Genomic DNA, 25,396 nt, shown 5'->3' with positions numbered 1-25,396 from the left:
GACACGCCCCTACTGATCTGGTGCCTTTCTGTTGCATGATGGCGGGCATGACGGAGACCCCGCACCCCCTGTACGACAGGCACGCCGAGACCCTCGACCGGGCGCTGACCGCGATCACGGAGCGCGGGTACTGGTCCGCCTATCCCGAGTCGCCCAGTCCCCGGGTGTACGGCGAGACCGCCGCCGCCGACGGCAAGGCCGCCTTCGAGGCGTACCTCAGCGGTGACTTCCCGCTCGACCAGGCCGGTGACGGCACCACCGTCGCCACCGAGGCCAGCCCGTTCGGCGTGCCGCTCGACGTGCGCTACCCGCACGCCACCGCCGACCAGCTCGTGGCCGCCGCCACCGCCGCGCTGCCGGCCTGGCGTGACGCCGGCCCGAAGGCCCGCGCCGGGGTGTGCCTGGAGATCCTCGACCGCCTCCACAAGAACATCTTCGAGCTGGCCAACGCGGTGCAGTTCACCAGCGGCCAGGCGTTCGTGATGGCGTTCCAGGCCGGCGGCGCGCACGCGCTGGACCGGGCCCTGGAGGCGGTCGCCTACGCGTATGCGGAGATGACCCGTCACCCGGGGACGGCCGGCTGGGAGAAGGCCGCCGGCAAGGGCGACCCGCTGCGGATGACCAAGACGTTCCACGTGGTGCCGCGCGGGGTGGCGCTGGTCGTCGGCTGCAACACGTTCCCGACCTGGAACTCGTACCCCGGGTTGTTCGCCTCGCTGGTCACCGGCAACCCGGTGGTGGTGAAGCCGCACCCGCGCGCCGTGCTGCCGCTGGCGATCACCGTGAAGTACGCCCGCCAGGTGCTCGCCGAGGCCGGCTTCGATGCGAACCTGGTGCAGCTCGCGCCCGAGGCGACCGGTGAGAAGCTCGCCTCGACGCTCGCCCTGCACCCGGCCGTGAAGATCGTCGACTTCACCGGCTCGACCGAGTACGGCGACTGGCTGGAGGCGAACGCCCGGCAGGCCGCCGTCTACACCGAGAAGGCCGGCCTGAACACGGTGGTGATCGACTCCACCGACGACTTCGCCGGGCTCTGCCGCAACCTGGGCTTCACGCTCACCCTCTACAGCGGCCAGATGTGCACCACGTCACAGAATCTGCTGATCCCCCGCGACGGCATCGACACCGACCAGGGGCACAAGAGCTTCGACGAGGTGGCCGCCGGGATCGCCGGCGCGGTCGCCAAGCTGACCGCCGACCCGGCCCGGGGCGTGGAGCTGACCGGCGCGATCGTCAACGACGGGGTGCTGGAGCGCCTCGACGAGGTCACCAAGGTCGGCGAGCCGGTGCTGGAATCCCGCACCGTCGAGCACCCGTCCTTCCCGGGCGCCGTGGTGCGTACGCCGACCGTGGTCAAGCTGGACGCCGGCGACACCGCGACCTACGCGCGGGAGTGGTTCGGGCCGATCTCGTTCGCCATCGCGACCGACTCGACCGAGCACAGCCTGCGCATCCTGCGCGAGACGGTGGGGGAGAAGGGCGCGTTGACCGCGGCCGTCTACTCCACCGACGAGGCGGTGCTGGACGCGGCCGAGGCGGCGGCGGTCGACGCCGGGGTGCACCTGTCCTGCAACCTGACCGGCGGCGTGTTCGTCAACCAGTCGGCGGCGTTCTCCGACTTCCACGGCTCCGGCGCGAACCCGGCGGCCAACTCCGCCCTGACCGACGGCGCCTACGTGGCGAACCGCTTCCGCGTCGTGCAGTCCCGCCGCCCCGCGTGAAAGGAGGGGCCCCTTCTTAACGCATCCGGTAGAGAAGGGGCCCCTTCTCAACAACGCGGCAGGTCAGGCCGGGCGGCGCATCTGGAGTTCGCGCAGGGCGGGGACCCGCGGGTGCCGGACCCGTACGCCGGTGTCGGTGAAGCCCAGCTTCTGGTAGGCCCGGTAGGCGCGGTCGTTGCCGACCACCACCTCCATCATCAGTTCGGACCGACCGCAGGCGCGGGACCAGGCCGCCACCGCCTCCACCAGCGCGGCGAGCAGCCCGCTGCCCCGCCGGGCCGGCGTCACGTAGACCGCGTACACGAGCGTCAGCCCGGGCTCGTCCGGTGCGGCCGTGCCCCCGGCGTGACCGACCAGACGACCGCCCGGGTCGGCGACGAACTGGGCGGTGTGGTCGCCCCGGGAGACCGTCGTCACCCGGGCCGCGAAGTCCGCGTGCGGCCGAGCGGCGGCCTCGGCGACGGTCTCCAGGAAGGCCAGCGGGGCGTCCGCCAGCATCTCCAGCCGGAGCGCCCGCATCCGGGCGGCGTCCTCGGGCCGGATCCGGCGGACCGTGGTCGGGATGGGCGCGCTGGTCATGCCGCATGCATACCGGACCGCTCTCCGAGCGCGCTCCAGCGGGGCCGCGGACTGCCCGGATTATGCCCGATTTGTGGTCGTGCGCCGTCGTCACGCCTCGTGTAGCGTGCGATTTCGGTCACCGAATTCAGCGGCCGTCGCCGATCGCCGAACCGGTGCGCCGCCGGTGCCGGTCCGCCGGTCCCCGGGTCTTGGAACGCCGCGCAGAGTGAGGAAGTGCACCGTGGCACAGGGCACCGTGAAGTGGTTCAACGCCGAAAAGGGCTACGGCTTCATCGCCGTCGACGGCGGGCAGGACGTCTTCGTCCACTTCTCCGCGATCGAGATGGACGGCTACAAGGCGCTGGACGACGGCCAGCGGGTCGAGTTCGAGATCGCCCAGGGGCAGAAGGGTCCGCAGGCCGAGCGGGTCCGCGTCATCGCCTGATCCCCGGCGCCGCCGGGCGTGGCCGAACCACCCCGACCGGGTCTGCGCCGGCGCCCCGCACCGTGGAAGATCATGAGCCGTTCCAGCCGTCGCCGCTGAGGAGGGCTCATGTCCGACCTGCCCCCGTCGGGTTCCGCCGAACCGGTCCCCCCGGCCGACCCGCCCAGCGCCGGTCAGCCGCCCGCCGATCCGTGGGCCGGACCGGACGCCGGCCCGTCCGGCTTCGGACCGGCAGCCGCCGGCCCGCCCAGCTTCGGGCCGGGCGGTCCGACCCAGCCCGGGTACGGCCCGCCGCCGTCCGGCTGGGGCTGGCCCGCCGGTCCGGCGTACCCCGGTCAGCCGTTCCCCGGCGCGACCTATCCCGCGCCGCCGGCGCCCGGCGGTCCGTACGGCTGGTATCCGGGCCTCGACCCGAACGATCCGCTGGTCAACCCGCCCCACGCGGGCGTCGGCGGCTGGTTCGCGCGATGTGTGGACGCGGTACGCCGGGGTTGGCGGCAACTCCTGCCGATCCTGCTGCTCACCCAGGGTGTCCCGGCGGCGGCGATCTCCGTCCTCGCGATCTTCCTCGTCCCCACCGACCAGTTCGTGACCGGCTCGGACGGCGCGCCGGTGCTGCCGGACGGCTACCTGGAGCAGATGCTGACGTTCTACGGCGCGGTCCTGCTCGCCGCCCTGGTCCTCAGCCCGCTGCAGGCCGTCGGTTGGGGCGCGGGCACCTGGGTGGTCGCCCGGCAGGCGGCCGGTGAGCCGGCGGGGGCGGGCGCCGCGCTGCGGTACGGGCTGCGCCGCTCGCCCGGTCTCTGGGGCTGGACGATCGTCGTCTCGCTGCTGATCACGGTCGGCGCCTGTCTCTGCCTGCTGCCCGGCATCTACGCCGGGTTCGTGCTCGCGCTGTTCGGGCCGGTCCAACTGTTCGAGCGGCAGGATCCGATCGGGCGGGCCTGGCGGATGTTCCACCGGCGGTTCGGCACGGTGCTGGGCCGGGTGGCGCTGGTCGTCTGCGCGCTGGTCGCGGCGAGCCTGCTGGACTTCGTGCTGAGCGCGGTGAGCGGTGCGCTGTTCGGCACCGATCCGACGGCGACGGCGGGCACCACGGCCGGTGCGGTGACGCTTGCGGTGCTCGCCGCCGTGCTGGCCGTGCCGGCCTACCTCGCGCAACTCGTCGGGCTGGTCGTCGCGTACGCCGAGCAGCGGGCCCACGAAGGCCCGGTGAACGCGGCCCGACTGGCTGCGGAACTCGGCTGAGCGGCGGCATCGTGCTTGCACTCGGCTAGGGAGAGTGCTAAACAAGTCATTGGCACTCGCGTACGGTGAGTGCCAATGGTCGGGGCGGTAGGGCCACGGCCGCGCCGGCGTCGCAGGAGGCGTCGGAGCGGAACGGGGCCGGTCGTCGCGGGCTGTCCGGCCCGACCGAGGAGGACGTCGTCGTCGCCAGGTGGCGACGTCCCCAAGGTGCGTACACCAGACGGCCCATCCGGGCATCCCGGGTGGCCCGTGAGTGTCCAGGAGGACAACGCCGTATGGCCAAGATGATCGCGTTCGACGAAGAGGCGCGCCGCGGCCTCGAGCGGGGCATGAACCAGCTCGCCGACGCCGTGAAGGTGACGCTCGGCCCGAAGGGCCGCAACGTCGTGCTCGAGAAGAAGTGGGGTGCCCCCACCATCACCAACGATGGTGTGAGCATCGCCAAGGAGATCGAGCTCGAGGACCCGTACGAGAAGATCGGCGCCGAGCTGGTCAAGGAGGTCGCGAAGAAGACCGACGACGTCGCCGGTGACGGCACGACGACGGCGACCGTCCTGGCCCAGGCCCTGGTTCGCGAGGGTCTGCGCAACGTGGCCGCCGGCGCCAACCCGATGGCCCTGAAGCGGGGCATCGAGGCCGCCGTGGCCAACGTCTCGGAGGAGCTGCTCAAGCTCGCCAAGGACGTGGAGACCAAGGAGCAGATCGCCTCCACCGCCTCCATCTCCGCCGCTGACCCCAGCGTCGGTGAGATCATCGCCGAGGCGATGGACAAGGTGGGCAAGGAAGGCGTCATCACCGTCGAGGAGAGCAACACCTTCGGCCTGGAGCTTGAGCTCACCGAGGGCATGCGCTTCGACAAGGGCTACATCTCCGCCTACTTCATGACCGACCCGGAGCGTATGGAGGCCGTCTTCGACGACCCCTACATCCTGATCGTCAACAGCAAGATCTCGTCGGTGAAGGACCTGCTCCCGATCCTGGAGAAGGTCATGCAGTCGGGCAAGCCGCTGCTGATCATCGCCGAGGACCTGGAGGGCGAGGCCCTGGCGACCCTGGTGGTCAACAAGGTCCGTGGCACCTTCAAGTCGGTCGCCGTCAAGGCTCCGGGCTTCGGTGACCGCCGCAAGGCCATGCTGACCGACATCGCCATCCTCACCGGTGGCCAGGTCATCAGCGAGGAGGTCGGCCTCAAGCTGGACGCCGTCAACCTCGACATGCTGGGCCGCGCCCGCAAGGTCGTGGTGACCAAGGACGAGACCACCGTGGTCGACGGCGCCGGTGACGCCGAGCAGATCCAGGGCCGGGTCAACCAGATCCGGGCCGAGATCGACAAGAGCGACTCCGACTACGACCGGGAGAAGCTGCAGGAGCGGCTGGCCAAGCTGGCCGGCGGTGTTGCGGTGATCAAGGTCGGCGCGGCCACCGAGGTCGAGCTGAAGGAGCGCAAGCACCGCATCGAGGACGCCGTCCGCAACGCGAAGGCCGCCGTCGAGGAGGGCATCGTCCCGGGTGGTGGCGTCGCGCTGGTGCAGGCCGGCAAGACCGCCTTCGACAAGCTGGACCTGGCCGGCGACGAGGCGACCGGCGCGCAGATCGTCAAGATCGCGCTGGACGCGCCGCTGCGGCAGATCGCCGTCAACGCCGGCCTCGAGGGTGGCGTGGTCGTCGAGCGGGTGCGCAACCTCGACCCGGGTCACGGCCTCAACGCCGCCACCGGCGATTACGTGGACCTGCTGGCCGCCGGCATCATCGACCCGGCCAAGGTGACGCGGTCCGCGCTGCAGAACGCCGCCTCGATCGCCGCGCTGTTCCTCACCACCGAGGCCGTCGTGGCGGACAAGCCGGAGAAGACCCCGGCCGCCCCGGCTGGTCCGGGTGGCGGGGAGATGGACTTCTGAGTCCAGCTCCACCAGTACGCCGGAGGGGGGCGGGCCGCGTCAGCGGTCCGCCCCCCTCCGCGTGTGCGTCAGGTGGGCAGCGGCCGTTGGTTGCGCCGCTTGTGCGCCCGGTCGTACGGGGGCACGACTCGTCTCGGCTCGTCGGCCGGTTGGCGTGGCTCCTCCTCGGGTGGCTGGTCGGTGACGGCCTGCTCGGCGTCGCCGAGGTCGCGCCGGTCGGCGGCCAACTCGCCGGCCGCGGCCGGGTCGTGGCTGCGTTCGTCCTCCGTGGGCATGCGCCGCCTCCTCTGTGCTCGACCGTAGGGTTCGGTCGATCAGTACGGAGGGCTAATGGCGTTATGCCCGTTTGATGGCTTTCCGGTAGAGGAAGAAGACGCGCTCGATCCGGGCCCCCGCCGTGCCGGAGTAGAACGGCACCGGCCCCACCCAGCCGATCTGCGCCGCGGTGATCCCGGCCGCCGCCTGGTCCCGCAGGCAGCGGCGCAGCAGCACCCCGCCGATCCCGGAGCCCTCGGCCGCCGGTGCGGTGCCCATCGGCCCGAACCAGCTCGGCCGCGCCGACCCGTACGCGGCGACGCCGAGGATCTCGCCGGCCCGCTCGGCCAGGTGCGTGCCGGCGCCCGGGCGGCCCACCGAACCGGCCAGCTCGCCGTCCCAGGTGCCGCCGAACACCGACCGGACGAAGGCGGTAAGCGCCGGCAGGTCCGCCGGAATGGCCCGGCGTACCGTCACGCCGTCGGCGGCCAGCCGCTGCTCCGCGGCCTCGGTCGGGCGCAGCGCCGGTGACCCCTCGGTCAGCGCGGCGGTCATGTTCCAGGCCGTCCGGTCCTGCCGGAAGCCGAGCCGCAGCGCGGCACAGATCGCCGGGGTGTAGCGCACGTCGATGCCCGGCCAGGCGTAGTGCGGGGGATTGCCGGCGAGCAGCAGTTCGGACGCGCCGAGCGCGGCCAGCCGCGCCTCCGCCCCGGTCAGCAGCGCCGCGCCGATCCCGCGCCGGCGCTCCGCGGGCGTCACCGCGACCAGGTCGACGTGACCGAGTCGCGGATCGGTCGCCGACAGCGACCCGACCAGGACCCCGAGCAGCGTGCCGTCGCGGACCGCGCCGAGTCGCAGCACCGGCCGGTCGGTCACCGCCCGGTCGGCCAGCGTGGCCACCACCGCCGGCGCCTCGACCGCGTCCTCCGGCAGGTCAAGAGCCCGCCGGCAGAGGTCGATGACCTCGGGCAGGCGGTCCGGGCCCAGCTCGATGATCTCCATGACCGCCGACGCTAGGCCATTCAGCAAGGTTTGTTAACCGGTGCGGGCCGCCCGCACCGCCGCGTATGCGTCGACCAGACCGGCACCGACCAGATTCCGGGTGCCGCCGCAGGCCGCGCCGGCCGGGACCGTGGCCGCCGACGCGGTCCCGGTGAGGATCCGCCGGGCCCGGTCCAGGTCCCCGACCAACGCCGGGTTCGCCGACCACATCAGCGCCACCACGCCCGCCACCTGCGGCGTGGCCATCGAGGTGCCGTCCAGGACGGCGTACCCGCCCCCGGGGAACGCCGACGGCACCGCCGCGCCGGGGGCCACCAGGTCCGGCTTCGCCACCGCGCCGGTGGGGCCCCGGCTGGAGAACTCGGTGAGCGCGCGGGACCGGTCGACGGCGCCGACCGTGAGCACGTCCGGATACGGTGCCGGCGGGTCGGCGATGGAACCGCAGTACGGGCCCTCGTTGCCGGCGGCGGCCACCACCAGGATGCCGGCGGCAGCCAGCGCGGCGGTCGCCGGACGCAGCGCCCCCGGGTCGCACCCCTCCACCGGCGGGCAGCCCCACGAGTTGGTCAGCACGTCCGGCGCGCGCTGCGGCCGGCCGTCGGTCAGCGGGTTCCCTCCCGGCGGGAACGGGGCCAGCATGAACTGGAGGCAGTCGAGATAGCGGGCCGGGCTGCCAAGGTTGCGGTCCAGGTTGACGCAGCCCACCCAGCTCGCGCCCGGGGCCACCCCGATCCCGTTCCGGCCCACCGCGCTGCCGAGCGTGTGCGTGCCGTGGCCGCCCCGGTCGGCCGGCGCGCGGCGGTGCTCCCACGGGTCGTACCAGGAGTCGTCGCCGCCCCGGAAGCCGGCGGCCAGCGCCGGGTGCCGCCCGTCCACCCCGGAGTCCGAGCTGCCCACCACCACGCCCGCACCGGTGACGCCCAGCTCGGACCAGACCCGGTCCGCGCCGATCAGCTTCACGTTCCAGGTGGGGCCGTCCGGGGCCGGCGTGTCGCCGCGGGCCGGCGGCGCCGCCGCGGGCAGCGGGCGCACCCGCTGGTCGACCAGCACCCGGCCCACCTCGGGACGGCCGGCCAGCCAGGCCCGCACCGCCGGGCCGCCGTCCGTGGAGATCGCGTTGACCAGGTAGTAGGGCGTCGGGTCGAGACCCAGCCGGGTCAGTGTGCGGCGCAGGTCGCCCTGGGTGCGGTCGGCGGTGGCGACCAGCCGCCGGTAGACCTCGGCGGCCCGCGCGTCCCGGCCGGCCCGGCCCGGCACGCCGGCCGGCAGGCCGGTCAGGTCGGCCTGCTCGCGCAGCACCACCAGCAGCCGCTCGCCGTACAGGCCCGGTTGGCCGGGGACCACGTACACCACCGCCACGGCGGCCAGCAGCGCCCCGGCGGCCAGCCCGGCCACGCCCCGGCGGGGTGCGCGGGCGCGGGGGCGGGCGAGCAGCACGCCGTACCCGACGGCGAGCAGGACCGCGACGGCGAACGCCGCGCCGGTGCCGACCGCGACCCAGAACGGCACGTCGCGGGTGCTGGCCAGGACCAGGCTGATCTCCTCCGGGTCGGTGAGGGCCAGCGGCCCGGCCAGCGCCAGGCCGACCAGCCAGCGCACCGGCACCGGCCCGGCCGTCCGCCCGCCGTGCCGGGCCGCCACCTCCAACGCGCCCAGCACGAAGCCGAGCGGCGGCAGCAGGACCAGGCCCGGCAACTGGGCGCCCGACTGCCCGGCCCCGGCGGCCAGCAGCACCAGCGTGACGCCGGCGACCAGCCCGCCGACCAGCACCAGCCGAGCCGGCCGGACCGCCGCCCCGGCGGCGAGACCGGCCCAGAACACGGGGCCGAGCAGCGCCCCGGCCAGCCCGCCGAGCGCGGCGGCGGCCAGCCCGGCGAGCACCGTCTCCAGCACGCCGCCCAGCGCACCCACCCACACCCAGGGCAGCAGGACCGCCAGCCCGGCGGCGACCGCCAGCAGCGTCACCGCGCCGGGCCGCCGCCAGCCGCGACCGGCCGCCGCCGGACCGCCGACCCGCCGGCGGCGGGGCAGCCGGGCGACGGCCAGCGCGAGCAGCGTTGCGGTCACCGCCAGCGCGGCCAGGTACGCCTCGTGGTGCACCGGCGGCAACGCCCGCAGCAGCGTCGCCGCGCCGAGCGCGACCGCGCCGCCGGCCCACGCCCGCCCGGTGGCCCGCACCGCCGCCGACCGGGGGGCCAGCGCCAGCGCCAGCGCCGGCCCGCCGACCAGCAGCGCGCTGACCACGGCGACCACCGGCCAGACCGCCGTCAGCCGGTCCAGCCCGGTGATCAGCGCCACCTGGTCGACCACCCAGCCGGTGACCTGACCGGGCACGGTGACCAGCACCGCCCAGACGCCGGTCGCCACCGCCGCGACGACCGGCCACGGCCCGGACTCGCGCGGCGGCATGGGTACGACAGGAGGGGGCGGGCCGGTCAGCATGGTCATCACGGTACGGCCGGGACGTGTCGCCGTGGCGGAGGGACGGCTACCGTGGACGGGTGCGTGACCCCAACGTCTCCCGATCCGCGGCCGGTCAGCTCTCCACCGAGCGCCGCGCCGACGACCTACGCCGGCTGCGCGCCGAGCGGTTCGACGTGCTGATCATCGGGGGTGGGGTGACCGGGGCGGGTGCCGCGCTCGACGCCGCGTCCCGCGGCCTGAAGGTCGCCCTGGTGGAGGCGCGCGACTACGCGGCCGGCACGTCCAGCCGGTCCAGCAAGCTGATCCACGGCGGCCTGCGCTACCTGGAGCAGTTGGAGTTCCACCTGGTCCACGAGGCGCTGACGGAACGCGGGCTGCTCGCCACCCGGCTCGCCCCGCACCTGGTCCGCCCGGTGCCGATCCTGGTGCCGCTGCCGACCGAGGGCGGCGTGCGCGACCTGCCCCGCCGTTTCCTCCGCCGCTCCTACTACGGCCTCGGCGTGGCCGCGTACGACGTGTTCGCCGGCGTGTTCGGCGGTGGGCGCGGGATGCCGCTGCACCGGCACCTGACCCGCGAGGGCGCCCGCCGGGTCTTCCCCAGCCTGCGACCCGACACGCTGGCCGGCGCGATCCGCTACTACGACGGCCAGGTCGACGACGCCCGCCTGGTGGTGACGCTGGCCCGGACCGCGGCCAGCCTCGGCGCGACGGTGGTCAACAGCACCCGGGCGGTCGGCCTGATCCGGCAGGCCCGCGAGGTGACCGGCGTGCGGGTGCGCGACCTGGAGGCGCCGGCCGGCTCGCCGGACGCCGAGTTCGAGGTCCGCGCCCGCACCGTGATCGCCGCGACCGGGGTGTGGAGCGACGACATGTCGCGCATGCTCAACGACGTCGGGTTGCGCCCCGGCCTGCGGGTCCGTGCCTCGAAGGGCGTGCACCTCGTGGTGCCCCGGTCGGCGATCGTCGGGGAGACCGGCCTGATCCTGCGCACCGCGACGAGCGTCCTCTTCGTCATCCCGTGGGGCGGGCACTGGATCATCGGCACCACCGACACCGACTGGCAGCTCGACCGGTCCCACCCGGCCGCCACCGCGCGCGACATCGACTACCTGCTGGAGCAGGTCAACACCGTGCTGGACCGGCCGCTGACCACCGCCGACATCGAGGGCGTCTACGCCGGGCTGCGCCCGCTGCTCTCCGGCGAGGCCGACTCCACCTCCAAGCTGTCCCGGGAGCATGCCGTGGTCGAGCCGATGCTCGGCCTGCTGCTGGTGGCCGGCGGCAAATACACCACCTACCGGGTGATGGCCGCCGACGTGGTCGACCACGCGGTGCACCGGCTCGGGCGGACCCGCCCGTCGCGCACCGCCGACCTGCCGCTGCTCGGGGCCGACGGATACGCCGCATTGTGGCGGGACCGCGCCGACCTGGCCCGCCGGCACGGGGTGCCGGTCGGGGTGGTCGAGCACCTGCTGGAGCGCTACGGCAACCTCACCCTCGACCTGCTCGCCCTGGTCGACGCCGACCCGCTGCTCGGCTCGCCGCTGGCCGGCGCGCCGGAATACCTCGCCGCCGAGGTGACCTACGCGGCCCGGGCCGAAGGCGCGTTGCACGTGGAGGACGTGCTCACCCGGCGTACCCGGATCTCCATCGAGACCAGCCACCGCGGCCTGGAGTCGGCGGAGCACGCCGCGGAGCTGATGGGCGCGGTGCTCGGCTGGGACGCGGCGACCCGGGCGCGCGAGGTGGCCAACTACCGGGCGCGGGTGGAGGCCGAGCGGGAGTCGCAGCTCATGCCGGACGACATCGCCGCCGACGCGGCGCGGCTCGGCGCGCCCGACGTGCGCGGCTTCACCGCCGACCGGGGCGCCGGGCTGCCGACCTCGCCCCGCTGAGCAAGCCGGGCCCCTACCGCCCGCTCGGTGGGTAGTGCGCGCAACCTACGGAAGTGTAGGTTTCCCGCGTGGTTCGTCCATCCTCGACGCGGGTCTGCGCACCGCTGGCCGCCGCACTGCTGGTGACCGCCCTGACCGGCTGCTCGCTCCTCGGCCGGGCCGAGAGTGCCACCACACCCGGTCAGTCGGGCCCGGCCAGCCCGACACCGGCCGGGAAGCGCGTCACCCTGCTGCAACGCCTCGGCTCGGACGGCAAGGTCCGCACCCTCGACGTGGACCCGACCGGGCGGTGGCAGTGCCGCGACTGCGCCGGCGACGGCGTCGACGCGACCGGCGCGCTCAACCCCGAGCAGACCCGGCGGTTGCAGCGGATGCTCGCCGATCCGGCGCTGGCGAAGGAGACCGACGAGGCCCGCCGCTACCGCCAGCTCTGCATCGGCGCGCTGACCTCGACGCTGCTCATCCCGCCGGAGCTGACCATCACCATCCAGGACTGCCCCGGCGAGCCGGAACCGCCGGTGGGATACGACGTGCTGCTGCTGCTCACCCAGGCCACGCCGGCCGAGGACAAGGGCTGAGTCAGATCACCTTGCCGGGGTTGAGCAGCCCCGCCGGGTCCAGCGCCGCCTTGATCGCCTGGTGCACCCGGACGCCCACCGGGCCGATCTCCCGGGCCAGCCAGTCCCGCTTGAGCAGCCCGACGCCGTGCTCCCCGGTGCAGGTGCCGCCGAGTTCCAGGCCGAGCCGCATGATCTCGTCGAAGGCCCGCCGGCCGCGGTCCAGGCTCGCCGGGTCGGCCCGGTCGACGACGATGTTGGGGTGCAGGTTGCCGTCACCGGCGTGCCCGACCACGCCGATCGGCACGTCGCACGCCTCGGCGATCCGGGCCACCCCGTCCAGCAGCTCCGCGAGCCGGCCGCGCGGCACCGCCACGTCGTCGATGACCAGGCCGCCGTTGCCGCCGGGGAACGTCTCGGCGGCGAACCGCTCCATCGCCGGGTGGGCCAGCCGCCGGGCCTGGAGCAGCGCGGCGGCCTCGGTCGCGTCGGTGGCCGCCCAGACCTCGTCGGCGCCGGCCGCGGTGCACACCTCGGCGATCCGGGCCAGGTCGTCGGCCGCCCGCCCGCCGGTGTCCACGGCCGCCAGCAGCAGCGCCTGCGCGTCGGTCCGCAACCCCATCGGCCGGTACGCCTCGATCGCCCGCAGGTGCGTCCGGTCCAGCAGTTCCAGCAGGCTCGGGGTGAGACCCCGCTCGGCGATGCCGGCCACCGCGCCGCCGGCCGCCGCCGTGGTGGGGAAGACCGCGACCAGGGTCAGCGATTCCTCGGGCGCCGGGCGCAGCGCCACGGTCACCTCGGTGATCACGCCGAGCGTGCCCTCGGAGCCGACGAAGAGCCGGGTCAGGTCGTAGCCGGCGACGCCCTTGGCGGTGCGCCGGCCGGTGCGCAGCACCTCGCCGGAGGCGAGCACCACCTCCAGGCCGAGCACGTACTCGCCGGTCACGCCGTATTTCACGCAGCACATGCCGCCGGCGTTGGTGGCGACGTTGCCACCGATCGTCGACGACTCCCAGGAGCCGGGGTCCGGCGGGTAATACAAACCGTGCTCGCGCACCGCCCCGGCCAGCGCCGCGTTGACCACGCCGGGCTGCGCCACGGCGATCCGGCCGACCGGATCGATCTCCCGGATCCGGTCCATCGCCACGGTGCTCAACACCAGCGCGCCGGACACCGCGTTCGCCGCGCCCGCCAGCCCGGTCCGCGCCCCCTGCGGCACCACCGGTACGCCGTGCCGGCCGGCCGCGCGCACGGCCGCCACCACCTGAGCGGTGTCGCGGGGGCGGACCACCACCAGCGGGGTGCCCGAGGCGCACAGGTCCGCCTCGTCCCGCTCGTGGCCGGCCAGCAGGTCCGGGTCGGTGAGCACCGCGGTCTCGCCGAGCGCGGACCGCAGTTCGTCGAGGAGGGGATGGGCGGCCATGCGGGGAAGGCTACGCGCGTACCGTGTGTCGTCATGCTCTACCTGGACCCGCCCGCGGTGCCCTGGCGCGGCCGGCTCTGGTCGCACCTGATCAGCGACGTCTCGTACGCGGAGCTGCACGCCTTCGCGGAGATGCTCGGCGTGCCCCGGCGCGGCTTCGACCGGGACCACTACGACCTGCCCGCCGAGCGGTTCCGGGTGGCCCTCTGGCTGGGCGCCACGGTGGTCCCGTCCCGGGAGATCGTCCGCCGGCTGCGCGATGCCGGCCTGCGCCGCCCGAAGCACCGCGTCTCAGGTGAGGTCGCCCAGCTCCCGGGTCAGGTTGGCGCGGGCGCGGTCCTCCCAGCGGGCGCGCGGCTCGGGTAGCCGGTAGAGCGCCGGCAGGTCGAGCAGCCGCCGCAGCACCGTCGCCCGGCCGGCACGGAAGTCCGGCTCGGTGACGTGGCCGTACTCGCGGCGGATCGCCGTGGCGTACCGGTGGTAGTCGGCCGGCTCGGCCGCGAGCACGGCCAGGTCGGCGTCGCAGAGCAGCGCGCCGTCCGGGTCGTCCGGGCCGACCACGTGGTCGGCGGTGAGCAGCACCAGCCGGCGTACCTCGTCGACCGCCGGGGCCGGCAGCCCGGCGGCGGTGAGCAGACCCTCGGCCAGGGCGGCGCTGGCCCGTTCGTTGGCGTCGCCGCCCGCGCGCGGGTCGTAGACCGCGTCGTGGCACCACGCCGCGAGCCGGACCAGGTTCCGGTGGCGGGCCCGGTCGGCGTACGTGTCGACGACGTCGAGCACGGTCCGCAGGTGGTCGATCGTATGGTGGTGCCGGTGCGGTTCCCGCCAGCAGGCCAGCAGCCGGTCACCGGCGTGCCGGACGCCGTCCGGGTCGGTGGCCCCGGCCGCCCGCGCCGTGCGCCGCCATCGTGCCGCCAGCTCGTCCATCCGGTGCAGTCTGCCCGATCCGGGGGCCGGGGCGAGGATTCACCCGGGGCGGGACGGGTAGTACCCGCCATGGCCCGGGACCGACGACCGCAGTTCCTGCGGCGAGTGACCTCCCGCGAGGGACTGGGCGACCGGGACGGGCCGCGGATCGCCGCCGCCATGGACGAGCTGCGCGACAGGGGCAGGGCCACCTTGCACGACCGGCTGCACCGGGTACGCACCGCGTTCGGCCTGGCGTTGCAGGCCGGACTCGCGGCCGGACTGGCGTATCTGGTCTCGCATCGGCTGCTGAACAATCCGCAACCGGTCTTCGCGCCGATCTCCGCGGTCGGCACGCTTGCCGCCTCGGTGGGCCAACGGTTCCGGCGCACCGTCGAGTTGATCCTCGGGGTGGCGGTCGGCGTCCTCGTCGGCGACGTGCTGATCTATTTCCTCGGCACCGGCGCCTGGCAGCTCGCGCTGGTGGTGACGGCGGCGATCCTGCTGACCATCTTCGCCGGGGCGAGCGTGGCCATCGTGATCCAGGCAGCGGCGACCGCGGTGCTGATCGTGACGCTCAGCCCGTCCACCCAGAACCTGGAGTTTCCGCGTTTCGTCGACGCCTTCGTCGGCGGCAGCATCGCGCTCGTGGTCACCGCCGTGCTGCTCCCGCTCAACCCGCTCCGGGTGATCAACCGGGCCGCGCGTCCGGCACTGGACCTGCTCGCCGACCAGCTCGACGTGTGCGCCGGGGCGTTGCGCGAACGGAACCGGGACGCGGCCCAACGGGCGCTGTTCCGGCTCCGGGAGAACAAGGAGGAGCTGGCCGCGCTCGGCGAGGCGATCCAGGGCGCCAAGGAGACCATCACCATCTCGCCGGCGCGTTGGCACCGGCGCAGCGAGCTGACCCACTACGCCGAGGCGGCCGATCCGATCGACCGGGCGATGCGCAACAGCGGCACGTTGATCCGCCGTTCGGTCACGATGATCGAGGACGAGGAGGCGATCCCCGAGCCGATGCCCGACGCGATCGGTCACCTCGCCGAGTCGGTACGCCTGCTGCGGCACGAGTTCGCCGTGGGGGAGGAGCCGCAGCAGGCCCGGGAGCGGACGCTGCGCGCGGTCAGCGAGGCCGGGCGGGCGTACGCCGAGGGGGTAAGCTTCTCCGGCAGCGTGGTCATCGCGCAGGTGCGTACCACCGCGAGCGATCTGATGGTGGCCTCCGGCATCGAGCAGGAGGAGGCGAACCGCCTGGTCCGTGGGGCCTTCCACGCCAACGACCACCCCTCACCCCCCACCCGCTGACCCCCACCCCCACCCCCACCCCACCCCCACCCCCACCCCCCGCTGATTCACGGAAAGTGGGGCTATTCGCGCCCGGACAGCCCCACTCTCCGTGAATCAGCGCGCTTCGACGGGGAGGGGGGAAGGGGGGAGGGGGAGGGGGAGGGTGGTTAGGGCGGTTAGGAGGGTGTCGATTTCGTGGGGGGTGGTGTTGAGGCCGATGCTGGCGCGTAGGGCGGTGGGGGGCAAAGCGGCGCCGGGGGTGCGGGCGGCAGCCTCGGTCAGCAGGCGGCGGGTCAGCGGGTGGGCGCAGAACAGGCCGTCCCGGACGCCGATCCGGTGCCGGGCGGCCAGGTGCGCGGCCACCTCGGCGGAGTCCCGCCCGGCGACCACGAAGCTGACGATGCCGACCCGGGGCGCCTCCGGGCCGAACGTGCGCAGCTCCACGACGTCCGGCACCGCGGCCAGGCCGGCGCGCAGCCGGGTCAGCAACGCCTGCTCCCGGGCGTGCAGCGCGGTCCGGTCCGCCGCGGTGAGCGCGGCGCAGACCGCCGCCAGCGCCACCGCGCCGAGCAGGTTCGGGGTGCCGCCCTCGTGTCGGGCCGGGCCGGTCGCCCACCGGACGTCGTGGGTGGCCGCGCCGACGTGACTGGTGGCGCCGCCGCCGGGCAGGTACGGCGGTGCGGCGTCGAGCCAGTCCGCCCGCCCGGCCAGCACGCCCGCGCCGAACGGGGCGTACAGCTTGTGGCCGGAGAGCGCGACGTAGTCCAGGTCCAGCGCGGTCACGTCGACCGGCGCGTGCGGGGCGAGCTGCGCGGCGTCCACCAGGATGCGCGCGCCGTGCCGGTGGGCCACCCGGGCCAGCTCGGCCACCGGCCAGCACTCGCCGGTCACGTTGCTCGCTCCGGTGACCGCGACCAGCACGGGCAGGCCGGGCCGGGCGTCGCGGGCCAGCTCACCCAGCGCCGCGTCGAGGGAGCGGACCGCGCCGGTCGGGCTGTCCGGCACCGGCAGCCGCACCGAGCCGCGCGGCCAGGGGACCAGGTTGGCGTGGTGTTCGCCGCCGAAGGTGACCACTGTGGTGCCGGTCGGCAGCGCCCGGGCCAGCAGGTTCACCGCGTCGGTGGTGTTCCGGGTGAAGATCACGTGATCGGTGGGGCGCGCGCCGAGGAAGTCCGCGACGGTCTGCCGGGCCCGCTCGTAGGCGAGCGTGCAGCGCCTCGACAGCGCCCCCGCGCCGCGGTGCACGCTCGCGTACCAGGGCAGCAGCTCGGCCACCGCGTCGGCCGCGGCCCGCGCGCACGGCGCGCTGGCGGCGTGGTCCAGGTTGATCTCTCCCGGTACGCCGAGCACGCCGAGCGGGTCCGGCCGGGCCGGCGCGGGCGGGGCGGGTACGAGGGTGACGGTCATGGGCGGAGCCTCCCGCACACAGGGGACCCCCGGGGTGTGGCCGACGGGTCCGCGCTTGCCCAGCACGCGGTGCGGCGCTGGGCCCGGTCATCACCCGGGGCACCCCACCGCGAACCTCGACGAGGGTTGCCGGCCAGCAAGCCGGGGCTTGACGCTGGCGCTCGTGACCTGTCCCGGAGCATAGCCGTCGTGATGCGGCCGGAACAGTGGGGCGTGGGTGACTACGCTGACCGCATGGCCGTCACCCCGCCCGGCGGAGCACTGCCGCCGCCGTCCGCGCCCGCCGTCCCGCCGACGCCGCGGATGCCGCTGCGCCGGCTCGGCTGGCGGCGCTTCCTGGCGCTGGCCGGGGTGGTGCTGCTGATCGCGGCCGGCGCGCTGTTCATGGTGTTCACGCTGGGCGAGAGCCTGGGTGCCGAGGCGCTGCTGGTCGGCGTGATCGCGGCGATCCTGCCGGTGCCGGTGCTGGTGTCGTGCTTCCTCTGGCTCGACCGCTACGAGCCCGAGCCGCTGAAATATCTGATCTTCTGCTTCGCCTGGGGGGCCTTCGTCTCCACCGCCATCTCGTTGCTGGTCAACGAGACGGGCGCGCGGCTGTTCAAGGACTGGGGGCTGCCCGCCGCGCTGACCGCGGTGCTGGTCGCGCCGTTCATCGAGGAGTTGACCAAGGCGGCCGGCCCGATCCTGCTGTTGATCTTCCGGCGTCGCGAGTTCTCCGGCATCACCGACGGCCTGGTCTACTGCGGGCTCTCCGCGGTCGGCTTCGCCATGGTCGAGAACATCCTCTACCTCGGCGGTTACGGCTACCGCACCGGCGTGGAGGAGTACGGCCCGGCCACCGGCGCGCAGCAGGTCATCGCCATCTTCATCGTGCGGATCCTGCTGTTCGGCTTCGCCCACCCGCTATTCACCTCGATGACCGGCGTCGGGCTGGGCGTCGCCGCGCGGACCGCCGACCGGCGGGTGCGGGTCCTCGCCCCGCTCGCCGGGCTGCTGCTGGCCATGATGCTGCACGGCACCTGGAACCTGATCCCCTCCCTGGCGCAGGTCACCGGGCAGCCGGTGATCGCGCTCTACGGCTACATCGGGGTGATGGTGCCGATCTTCTTCGGCATGGTCGGGCTGGCCGTCGGCCTGCGCGCCTGGGAGGGGCGGCTCACCGAGCGCACCCTGCCCGACTACGTCCGGGCGGGTTGGCTCACCCCGCCGGAGGTGGCGGCGCTGGGCAGCCTGGGCCGGCGGCACGCGGCCCGCGCCTGGGCCCGCCGGGTGGCCGGCGACGGCGGGGTGAAGGCGATGCGCGGCTACCAGTTCGCGGCGACCCGGTTGGCGCTGCTGCGCGACGGCATGCGCCGGGGGCTGGACCGCAAGCCCGCGGAGCGGGACCGGACGGCGCGGGAGGAACGGGAACTGCTGGACTCGATCGCCGCGTACCGGTCGTTCTTCGTGGGCCGCGACCCGCAGGCGCCGGTCGGGGTCTGGGACGGGCAGCGCTACCACCTGCGGTTCCCGGACGGCTCGCAGCGCCCGGTCGACGCGCCGGACGAGCCGGTGGTGCCGATCCCGGTGGTGCTGGCCCCGCCGCCCCCGCCGATCGGCCACGGCCCGCACCCGTGGCATCCGCACGGCTGAGCGGTCAGGCCACCAGGCCGGTGAGGAAGTCGCCGAGCCCCTGGGCGATGGCCATCAGCGCGGCCCCGATGCCCCGGAAGAGCTGCGCCGCGCCGTCGGGCCGGAACGCCATGAAGTAGATCAGGAACGCGAGGAATCCCCAGGCGAGGATCTTCTTGATCACTACCGGCATGGTCCCTCCCCAGGGCGCGCTGAGGTGCCTGGGCTTCCCGCCGGGCAGCGCCGCAAACGACGCCGGGACGCCGGCCGCCGTCAGAGGTAGAGGCCGGTGGAGCCGGTCGCGCCGTTGTCCACCCGCTCCGCCGCCACCGCGTGCACGTCCCGCTCGCGCAGCAGCACGTACGCCCGGCCGTGCAGTTCGACCTCGGAGCGGTCGTCCGGATCGAAGAGCACCCGGTCCCCGGCGACTATCGAGCGCACGTGCGGCCCCACGCCGACCGCGGTGGCCCAGGCCAGCCGCTTGCCGACCGCCGCGGTCGCCGGGATGACGATGCCGGCGGTGGAGCGGCGTTCCCCCTCACCGCCCTCGGTACGCACCAGCACGCGATCGTGCAGCAGGCGGATGGGCAGCCCGGCGTCGAGACTCTGGTCGGCGGTCACGCGAAGACGCTACCGCGTGCCCGGTCGCCGGTCCCGTCGTGGTTGCCGGCGGCGGCGACGGGGCAATGTGTGGCGGGACCGCCCTACGGTGGGGCGGTCGGACGTATCCTGTTTGCCCTGTGACGTGGGTGGACCAGCCTTGCGGGAGGTGCGCTTGAGCCGCTTCGAGCGGATGCGCGGACGGCTCCGCCGCGCGTACGAGTCGGGTCGGGAGAAGGCTGCCGCCGCCCGGTCGGACCCGGACCCGGCTCCCGGCGAGGTGGGTGGCGTCGCGTCTCCCGGCTCGCCCGGTCCGGCGGCGTCGCCGGCGGCGACAGTGGTGGGCGCCCAGCCGCCGGCCGCGATGCACAACTCGACGGTGAGCCGCGACGACACCGAGGTGCCGCACGCGCTGCGCATCGCCGCCGCGTGGTGCTGGCGGCTGATCGTCATCGGCATCGTCACCTGGGCGCTGCTCAAGATCATCGGCACGATCAGCATCGTGATCATCCCGCTGACCGTCGCGTTGCTGCTCTCGGCGCTGCTCGCCCCGGCGGTCGGCTGGCTGCTCAAGGCCCGCTTCCCCCGCTCGCTGGCGACCGGCGTGGTGCTGGTCGGCGGCCTCGCCGCGGTGATCGGCACGCTCACGCTCGTGGTCAACGAGTTCATCCAGGGCGTGCCGGAGCTGAGCGCCAAGTCCTCCCAGGGCGTCCGGCAGATCCAGGACTGGCTCAAGACCGGCCCGCTGCACCTGTCCGACAGCCAGCTCGACCGCTACATCGACGAGGCGCAGAACTGGATCAACGGCAACACCGAGCGGTTCACCAGCGGCGCGCTCAGCACCGCCGCCACGCTCGCCGAGGTGCTCACCGGCACCGTCCTGGTGCTCTTCGCGACGTTCTTCTTCCTTCGCGACGGCAACAACATCTGGCGGTTCCTGGTCCGGCTGCTGCCGGTCGGCGCGCGCTGGAAGGTCGACGACGCCGGCCGCGCGTCCTGGGCGACGCTCGGCGCCTACGTCCGGGCCACCGTGCTCGTCGCGTTCATCGACGCCGTCGGAATCGGCATCTTCCTGGTCGCCTTTCACATCCCGTTCGCGTTCCCGCTGGCCGCGCTGGTCTTCCTGGGCGCGTTCATCCCGATCGTCGGCGCGTTCCTGTCCGGCGTGGTGGCCGTGCTGGTGGCGCTTGTCGACAGCGGCCCGGTGACCGCCCTGATCATCCTCGGCGCGGTGATCGGCGTGCAGCAGGTCGAGGGGCACGTGCTCCAGCCGCTGATCATGGGCCGGGCGGTGGCCATCCACCCGCTCGCCGTGATCATCGGCATCGCCGCCGGCGTGGTGCTGGCCGGCATCGCCGGCGCGCTTGTCGCGGTGCCGCTGATCGCCGTGCTCAACACCGCGGTCCGGCGGCTCGCCGCGCGTACCGTGCCGGACACCCCGCCGGACGCGGTGGTGGTCGCCTCCCAGGCGCCCTGACCCGCACCCGACCTCGCTGACGCCCGCGTCACCCCGCCCGGACAGGCGCGGGCGTCAGCTCTTGGCGAGGCGCTCCAACGCGCCCCGGGCCACCTCGGGGCGGGTGGTGTACCAGAACGGGGGCAGCGAGCGGCGCAGGAACGGGCCGTAGCCGCGCGCCGTCTCCAGCCGCGAGTCGAGCACCGCCACCACGCCCCGGTCGCCGGTGGCCCGGATCAGCCGGCCGACGCCCTGCGCCAGCCGGACCGCCGCGATCGGCACGCTCACCGCCGCGAAACCGGAGCCGCCGCCCGCGTCGACCGCCGCCGCCCGCGCCGCGGCGAGCGGCTCGTCGGGCCGGGGGAACGGCAGCCGGTCGACCACCACGAGCTGGCAGGCGTCGCCCGGCACGTCCACCCCCTGCCAGAGCGACATCACCCCGAACAGGCAACTCTCCCGCTCCTGCCGGAACCGGCGCACCAGCAGCGGCAACGCCTCCTCGCCCTGAAGCAGCACGGGCAGGTCGGTCCGCGCGCGGAGCAGCTCCGCCGCCTGCTGCGCGGCCCGCCGGCTGGAGAAGAGCCCGAGGGTACGCCCACCGAGCGCGCCGACCAGCGCCAGCAGCTCCTCACCGGCCGCCGTGGGCAGCCCGGAGACGCTGGGTCGGGGCAGGTGCGCGGCGACGTAGAGGATGCCCTGCCGCGCGTAGTCGAACGGCGAGCCGACGTCGAGCGACCGCCACCCCGGGCCCTCGGTGGCCGGGACCGTGCCGACCGCCGCCCGGCTGCCCTCGGTGCTCGCCACCGGGGCCGGACCGGCACCGCGACCGGCGGCGGCCGCGGTGGCCGCCGCGGCGGCGGCCGGTGACGGCGGGGCGGGCGGCGGCGCCTCCAGCCCGAGCGCCCGGGCCACCGTGTCGAAGCGCCCGCCCAGCGCCAGCGTGGCCGAGGTGGCGACCACGGTGCGCTCGTCGTAGAGGTGGGTGGCGAGCGTGCCCGCCACCGACAACGGCGCCACCACAAGCGCACGGCGGCTGCCGTTGTCCGGCTTCTCCACCCAGGCCACGTCGTGGTCGCCCTCCTCAAGCAGCCGCTGGGTTGTGGTGGACAGCTCGTCCAGCACGGCCTTGGCCTGAGACTTGCGGACCGGGTCGGGGTCGTCGGCCTTCACGTCGCCGATGGTCTCCAGCGCGGCCCGGGTCGCCGAGTCGAGCAGCGTGCACGCCTCGCGCAGCGCGGGCGGCAGGCCGGTGGTCAGCCGGCCGGCCGGCGCCTCGGCCAAACCCACGGCCAGCGCGTCGCCGGCCTCGGTCAGCCGGTCGGCCAGGTCGGGACGGAGCAGCGGCCGGGCCCGCCGGGCGGACCTGTCGATCAGCTCGGGCACCAGCTCGGCCTGCGCCGCCGAGGAGACCCGGTCGGCCAGCTCGTGCGCCTCGTCCACGACCAGCAGCCGGTGCGGCGGCACGATGTGCCGCCCGGCGAGCATGTCCACGGCGAGCAGGCTGTGGTTGGTGACCACGAGGTCGGCCTCCCGGGCCCGGGCTCGGGACGCCTCGGCGAAGCACTCCTGCCCGAACGGGCAGCGGGACGCGCCGACGCACTCCCGCGCCGGCATGGAGACGCTGCGCCAGACCTGGTCGTCGACGCCCGGATCCAGCTCGTCGCGGTCGCCGGTGGCGGTCTCCTCCGCCCAGTCGCGCAGCCGTTGCACCTGCTTGCCCAGCCGGCCGGCCTCGCCGAGCCACTTCGTGCCGCCGCCGGGCGCGGGCGCGTCGAAGAGCGCGTCGTCCGGCTCGTCCTCGACGGAGCTGTCCAGCCGGGCCAGGCACAGGTAGTGGTGGCGGCCCTTGAGCACGGCGAAGGTGGGGCGGCGGCCCAGCACCGGCTCGACCGCGTCGGCCAGCCGGGGCAGGTCGTGGTCGACGAGTTGGGACTGCAACGCCAGGGTGGCGGTGGAGACCACCACCGGCCCGTCCACGGTCAGCGCCGGGGCCAGGTAGGCCAGGGACTTGCCGGTGCCGGTGCCGGCCTGCACCAGCAGGTGCTCGCCGGAGGCGATGCTCCGCTCGATCGCCTCGGCCATCTGCTGCTGGCCGGGCCGGGTCGCGCCGCCGGGGACCGCGCCCACCGCGGCGGCCAGCAGCTCGGCACCGCTCGGGCGGCCGCTCCGGCGCTTCTTCGGGACGGCGGTAGCGGTGCGGGACGGGCTCACCGTGCGACCGTACCCGCCGGCACCGACGCCGGTCCGGGCGCTCCGGCGGCGTGGCGTCCGGCGGGTCGCGTCCGGTTACCTGTCGATCGCGTGGTGTGGCCGGAATCGGTTAGGGTGCCAGGCATGCCGAGCGACGTGGTCCGCGTGATCTACCGCAAGTACGACGGCAGCGCCCACCGCGACTACCCGGCCCGCCGGCTCGCCGAGGACGACCTCGGTGTCTGGCTCGGCGTGCCGGCCGGCACCGAGTCGGTCTACCACGGCCGGCCCTCGGTCGAGCAGATCCCCTTCGTCCTGCTGGTGCCGCGGCAGGGCTGGTGGACGGGCATGTTCAACCCGCCGCCGCGCACCAGCGAGGTCTACTGCGACATCGCCACCCCGGCCCGCTGGGAGGGCGGGGAGACGGTCCACCTGGTCGATCTCGACCTGGACGTGGTGCGCCGCCGCGAGACCGGCGTCGTCGAGCTGCGCGACGAGGACGAGTTCGCCGAGCACCGGGCCCGGTGGGGCTATCCGGACGAGCTGGTCGCCGAGGCCGAGGCGGCGGCCGGCTGGCTGCTCGGCGCGCTCGGCGACGGCACCGAGCCGTTCGCCACGTCCTACCGGAAGTGGTTGGCCCTGGTGGTCTGAGCCGCGCCCACCAGCGCGGGCGTCCCGTCGGCGGGTGGCCCGAGTAGCGGCCCGCCTCTGGATCAAAAAGTGGGCGTACCGGACGCGCCGTACCCACGATCGGGCTCGGCGGGTGAGGATCGGGGGATGAGTGGTGTGGTCGGGCCCGAGGACGGGTCGATGCGGGAGCTGTTGCGGGTGGGGCCGGGGCCGGTGGACCTGGCGGCGATCGATCCCCGGTCGACCCCCGGGTTGCCGAGGGCGGCCGGGCGCGGGTCGGCGCGCAAGGAGTGGGCCCGCGGCCAGGTCGAGCTGATCGGCGCGGAACTGGGCCGGCAGCAGGAGATGCTGTACGCCGCCGCGCAGGTCGCCGCCGGCCCGGACAGCGCCACCAGCGCGCCCACCCAGGCCGGCGCGGGCCTGGCGGCGGGCCGGCCGCGCCGGGTGTTGCTGGTGCTCCAGGCCATGGACTGCGGCGGCAAGGACGGCACGGTCAAGCGGGTGGCCGGTGCGATGAACCCGCTCGGGCTGCACATCCGCTCCTTCGGGCCGCCGACGAAGCAGGAGTTGCGGCACGACTTCCTGTGGCGGATCCGCCGGGCGCTGCCGCCGCCCGGCTACGTGGGCGTGTTCAACCGTTCGCACTACGAGGACGTGCTGATCGCCCGGGTGGAAGGGCTCGTCGACGAGGCCACCTGGCGCTCCCGCTACGAGATCATCAACGACTTCGAGCGGGAGTTGGCCGAGCACGCGGTCACCGTGGTCAAGGTCATGCTGCACATCTCGTACGCCGAGCAGGGTGAGCGGCTGATGGAGCGGCTCACCGACCCGACGAAATACTGGAAGTACAACCCGAGCGATCTGGACACCCGGGCCCGGTGGGACGAATACCAGGCCGCGTACGCCGAGGCGATGGAGCGTTGCGGCCCGGACGCCGCGCCCTGGTTCGTGGTGCCGGCGGACCGCAAGTGGTTCCGCGACTGGGCGGTGGCCCACCTGCTGCGGGAGACGTTCGACGGTTTGGAACTGGGGTATCCGGCTGCCGATTTCGATGTCGAACGGGAGCGTGACCGGCTGCGCGACCAGGGCGGACGGCCTCAAGGTGAACAACAGGTGAACGAGCGGTGAATCGGGTCTGACCGGGGGTGGGCCGGTCGATGCCCGGTTCCACCGGGTCCCTAGCATGCCCAGAGCAGGCGCCTGCCGTAGGCGACGGCCACCCTTCCACCGACACGACGAGGTCCGTGCTGTGAAGTTTTCCTTCCGTCCCACCGAGGGCGCCTTCTACGAGCTCTTCACCAGGGCCGCGCAGAACCTGGTGAAGGGGACCGACCTGCTCAACGAGCTGGGTCTGCCCGGCGCGGACGTGCAGTCGATCAGCGAGCGGCTGACCGAGGTCGAGCACGACAGCGACCAGATCACCCACGACCTCTACAAGAAGATCAACTCCACCTTCATCACCCCGTTCGACCGGGAGGACATCTACCGGCTGGGCTCGCTGCTCGACGACGTGATGGACCACCTGGAGGCGGTCGGCAACCTGCTCTACCTCTACGGCCTGACCAAGCTCCCGTCGCTCCCGCGCGAGCTGCACGAGCTGGTCAACGTGCTCGACCAGCAGGCCAAGCTCACCGCCGAGGCGATGCCCCGGCTGAAGTCGATGAAGGACCTCGAGGACTACTGGATCGAGTGCAACCGGCTCGAGAACGACGGCGACCAGGCGTACCGGATGCTGCTCGTCCGCCTCTTCTCCGGCGAGTACGACGCGCTGACCGTGCTGAAGATGAAGGAGGTGGCCGACGAGTTGGAGGCCGCCTGCGACGCCTTCGAGCACGTCGCCAACACCGTCGAGACCATCGCGGTCAAGGAGTCCTGAGCCC

At 74.3% G+C, this 25,396-nt stretch carries 23 protein-coding genes and 1 riboswitch; of the genes, 13 read left to right on the top strand and 10 right to left on the bottom strand.

Annotated features, from left to right (window positions below):
• The first annotated feature begins 47 nt into the window (after positions 1 to 47).
• A complete protein-coding gene (gene paaN, locus AB0H28_RS02865; protein WP_358033223.1) occupies positions 48 to 1,721 on the top strand; it encodes a phenylacetic acid degradation protein PaaN in 1,674 nt (557 codons plus the stop codon).
• Positions 1,722 to 1,784: 63 nt separating this feature from the next.
• On the opposite strand, the gene AB0H28_RS02860 is transcribed toward paaN, so the two are convergent.
• Entirely contained in the window at positions 1,785 to 2,300 is a 516-nt protein-coding gene (locus AB0H28_RS02860; protein ID WP_358033220.1) for a GNAT family N-acetyltransferase, read from the bottom strand.
• Positions 2,301 to 2,523: 223 nt separating this feature from the next.
• Between AB0H28_RS02860 and AB0H28_RS02855 the strand changes: the two genes are divergently transcribed.
• From AB0H28_RS02855 to groL, 3 genes are all read left to right on the top strand, one after another.
• On the top strand, positions 2,524 to 2,727 hold the full coding sequence (locus tag AB0H28_RS02855; RefSeq protein ID WP_013288855.1) for a cold-shock protein: 204 nt from the start codon (positions 2,524 to 2,526) through the stop codon (positions 2,725 to 2,727).
• Positions 2,728 to 2,835: 108 nt separating this feature from the next.
• A complete protein-coding gene (locus AB0H28_RS02850; protein WP_358033218.1) occupies positions 2,836 to 3,975 on the top strand; it encodes a hypothetical protein in 1,140 nt (379 codons plus the stop codon).
• 275 nt (positions 3,976 to 4,250) lie between these two features.
• Positions 4,251 to 5,873: a chaperonin GroEL gene (gene groL, locus AB0H28_RS02845; protein ID WP_358033215.1), complete on the top strand. Its 1,623-nt coding sequence runs from the start codon at positions 4,251 to 4,253 to the stop codon at positions 5,871 to 5,873.
• 68 nt (positions 5,874 to 5,941) lie between these two features.
• On the opposite strand, the gene AB0H28_RS02840 is transcribed toward groL, so the two are convergent.
• The 3 genes from AB0H28_RS02840 to AB0H28_RS02830 all read right to left on the bottom strand — a co-directional run bounded on the left by AB0H28_RS02840 (position 5,942) and on the right by AB0H28_RS02830 (position 9,578).
• The gene (locus tag AB0H28_RS02840; protein WP_358033211.1) at positions 5,942 to 6,148 is read right to left on the bottom strand and encodes a hypothetical protein; all 207 of its coding nucleotides are present in this window, start codon (positions 6,146 to 6,148) and stop codon (positions 5,942 to 5,944) included.
• Positions 6,149 to 6,209: 61 nt separating this feature from the next.
• Positions 6,210 to 7,130 (bottom strand): GNAT family N-acetyltransferase, encoded by a 921-nt coding sequence (locus AB0H28_RS02835; protein WP_358033208.1) that lies wholly within the window; start codon positions 7,128 to 7,130, stop codon positions 6,210 to 6,212.
• 33 nt (positions 7,131 to 7,163) lie between these two features.
• Positions 7,164 to 9,578 (bottom strand): S8 family serine peptidase, encoded by a 2,415-nt coding sequence (locus AB0H28_RS02830; protein ID WP_358033205.1) that lies wholly within the window; start codon positions 9,576 to 9,578, stop codon positions 7,164 to 7,166.
• A gap of 53 nt (positions 9,579 to 9,631) precedes the next feature.
• On the opposite strand from AB0H28_RS02830, the gene AB0H28_RS02825 reads away from it, so the two are divergent.
• Positions 9,632 to 11,449, top strand: coding sequence for a glycerol-3-phosphate dehydrogenase/oxidase (locus AB0H28_RS02825; protein WP_358033202.1), 1,818 nt, complete (start codon positions 9,632 to 9,634; stop codon positions 11,447 to 11,449).
• Positions 11,450 to 11,517: 68 nt separating this feature from the next.
• Positions 11,518 to 12,027, top strand: coding sequence for a hypothetical protein (locus AB0H28_RS02820; RefSeq protein WP_358033199.1), 510 nt, complete (start codon positions 11,518 to 11,520; stop codon positions 12,025 to 12,027).
• Between the two features lies 1 nt (position 12,028).
• On the opposite strand, the gene AB0H28_RS02815 is transcribed toward AB0H28_RS02820, so the two are convergent.
• Positions 12,029 to 13,429 carry an FAD-linked oxidase C-terminal domain-containing protein gene (locus AB0H28_RS02815; RefSeq protein ID WP_358033196.1) on the bottom strand — a complete coding sequence of 467 codons (1,401 nt, stop codon included), beginning with the start codon at positions 13,427 to 13,429 and terminating at the stop codon, positions 12,029 to 12,031.
• A 33-nt stretch (positions 13,430 to 13,462) separates the two neighbouring features.
• Here AB0H28_RS02815 and AB0H28_RS02810 point away from each other — a divergent pair, with 33 nt between their 5' ends.
• On the top strand, positions 13,463 to 13,795 hold the full coding sequence (locus tag AB0H28_RS02810; RefSeq protein WP_358033194.1) for a DUF4031 domain-containing protein: 333 nt from the start codon (positions 13,463 to 13,465) through the stop codon (positions 13,793 to 13,795).
• Here the strand turns inward: AB0H28_RS02810 and AB0H28_RS02805 are convergent.
• On the bottom strand, positions 13,721 to 14,356 hold the full coding sequence (locus AB0H28_RS02805; protein WP_358033191.1) for a metal-dependent phosphohydrolase: 636 nt from the start codon (positions 14,354 to 14,356) through the stop codon (positions 13,721 to 13,723). The genes AB0H28_RS02810 and AB0H28_RS02805 overlap by 75 nt on opposite strands.
• A gap of 69 nt (positions 14,357 to 14,425) precedes the next feature.
• Between AB0H28_RS02805 and AB0H28_RS02800 the strand changes: the two genes are divergently transcribed.
• Complete coding sequence (locus tag AB0H28_RS02800) at positions 14,426 to 15,640, top strand: FUSC family protein (protein ID WP_358033189.1); 1,215 nt, start codon at positions 14,426 to 14,428, stop codon at positions 15,638 to 15,640.
• Between the two features lie 96 nt (positions 15,641 to 15,736).
• On the opposite strand, the gene AB0H28_RS02795 is transcribed toward AB0H28_RS02800, so the two are convergent.
• Positions 15,737 to 17,029 (bottom strand): aminotransferase class V-fold PLP-dependent enzyme, encoded by a 1,293-nt coding sequence (locus tag AB0H28_RS02795; RefSeq protein WP_358033186.1) that lies wholly within the window; start codon positions 17,027 to 17,029, stop codon positions 15,737 to 15,739.
• Between the two features lie 46 nt (positions 17,030 to 17,075).
• A riboswitch (SAM riboswitch) is annotated at positions 17,076 to 17,198 on the bottom strand.
• 23 nt (positions 17,199 to 17,221) lie between these two features.
• Here AB0H28_RS02795 and AB0H28_RS02790 point away from each other — a divergent pair.
• On the top strand, positions 17,222 to 18,661 hold the full coding sequence (locus AB0H28_RS02790; RefSeq protein WP_358033846.1) for a PrsW family intramembrane metalloprotease: 1,440 nt from the start codon (positions 17,222 to 17,224) through the stop codon (positions 18,659 to 18,661).
• Between the two features lie 4 nt (positions 18,662 to 18,665).
• Here the strand turns inward: AB0H28_RS02790 and AB0H28_RS02785 are convergent, their stop codons facing one another.
• Positions 18,666 to 18,833: a hypothetical protein gene (locus tag AB0H28_RS02785; RefSeq protein ID WP_358033183.1), complete on the bottom strand. Its 168-nt coding sequence runs from the start codon at positions 18,831 to 18,833 to the stop codon at positions 18,666 to 18,668.
• Between the two features lie 80 nt (positions 18,834 to 18,913).
• Positions 18,914 to 19,261 carry a co-chaperone GroES gene (locus tag AB0H28_RS02780; protein WP_358033181.1) on the bottom strand — a complete coding sequence of 116 codons (348 nt, stop codon included), beginning with the start codon at positions 19,259 to 19,261 and terminating at the stop codon, positions 18,914 to 18,916.
• 154 nt (positions 19,262 to 19,415) lie between these two features.
• On the opposite strand from AB0H28_RS02780, the gene AB0H28_RS02775 reads away from it, so the two are divergent.
• Positions 19,416 to 20,717, top strand: a complete 1,302-nt coding sequence (locus tag AB0H28_RS02775) for an AI-2E family transporter (RefSeq protein ID WP_358033178.1) — start codon at positions 19,416 to 19,418, stop codon at positions 20,715 to 20,717.
• Between the two features lie 54 nt (positions 20,718 to 20,771).
• Here the strand turns inward: AB0H28_RS02775 and AB0H28_RS02770 are convergent, their stop codons facing one another.
• Positions 20,772 to 22,907, bottom strand: coding sequence for an ATP-dependent DNA helicase (locus AB0H28_RS02770; protein WP_358033175.1), 2,136 nt, complete (start codon positions 22,905 to 22,907; stop codon positions 20,772 to 20,774).
• 123 nt (positions 22,908 to 23,030) lie between these two features.
• Between AB0H28_RS02770 and AB0H28_RS02765 the strand changes: the two genes are divergently transcribed.
• The 3 genes from AB0H28_RS02765 (at position 23,031) to AB0H28_RS02755 (ending at position 25,392) form a co-directional block, all read left to right on the top strand.
• The gene (locus AB0H28_RS02765; RefSeq protein WP_358033173.1) at positions 23,031 to 23,537 is read left to right on the top strand and encodes a DUF402 domain-containing protein; all 507 of its coding nucleotides are present in this window, start codon (positions 23,031 to 23,033) and stop codon (positions 23,535 to 23,537) included.
• Positions 23,538 to 23,663: 126 nt separating this feature from the next.
• Entirely contained in the window at positions 23,664 to 24,644 is a 981-nt protein-coding gene (locus AB0H28_RS02760; protein WP_358033170.1) for a PPK2 family polyphosphate kinase, read from the top strand.
• A 121-nt stretch (positions 24,645 to 24,765) separates the two neighbouring features.
• A complete protein-coding gene (locus tag AB0H28_RS02755) occupies positions 24,766 to 25,392 on the top strand; it encodes a DUF47 family protein (protein WP_089157475.1) in 627 nt (208 codons plus the stop codon).
• The last annotated feature ends 4 nt before the right edge of the window (positions 25,393 to 25,396 follow it).

The organism is Micromonospora sp. NPDC050980 (assembly GCF_040653835.1).
Classification (GTDB): Bacteria; Actinomycetota; Actinomycetes; order Mycobacteriales; family Micromonosporaceae; genus Micromonospora.
This window is presented reverse-complemented; position numbering and strand designations above follow the sequence as displayed.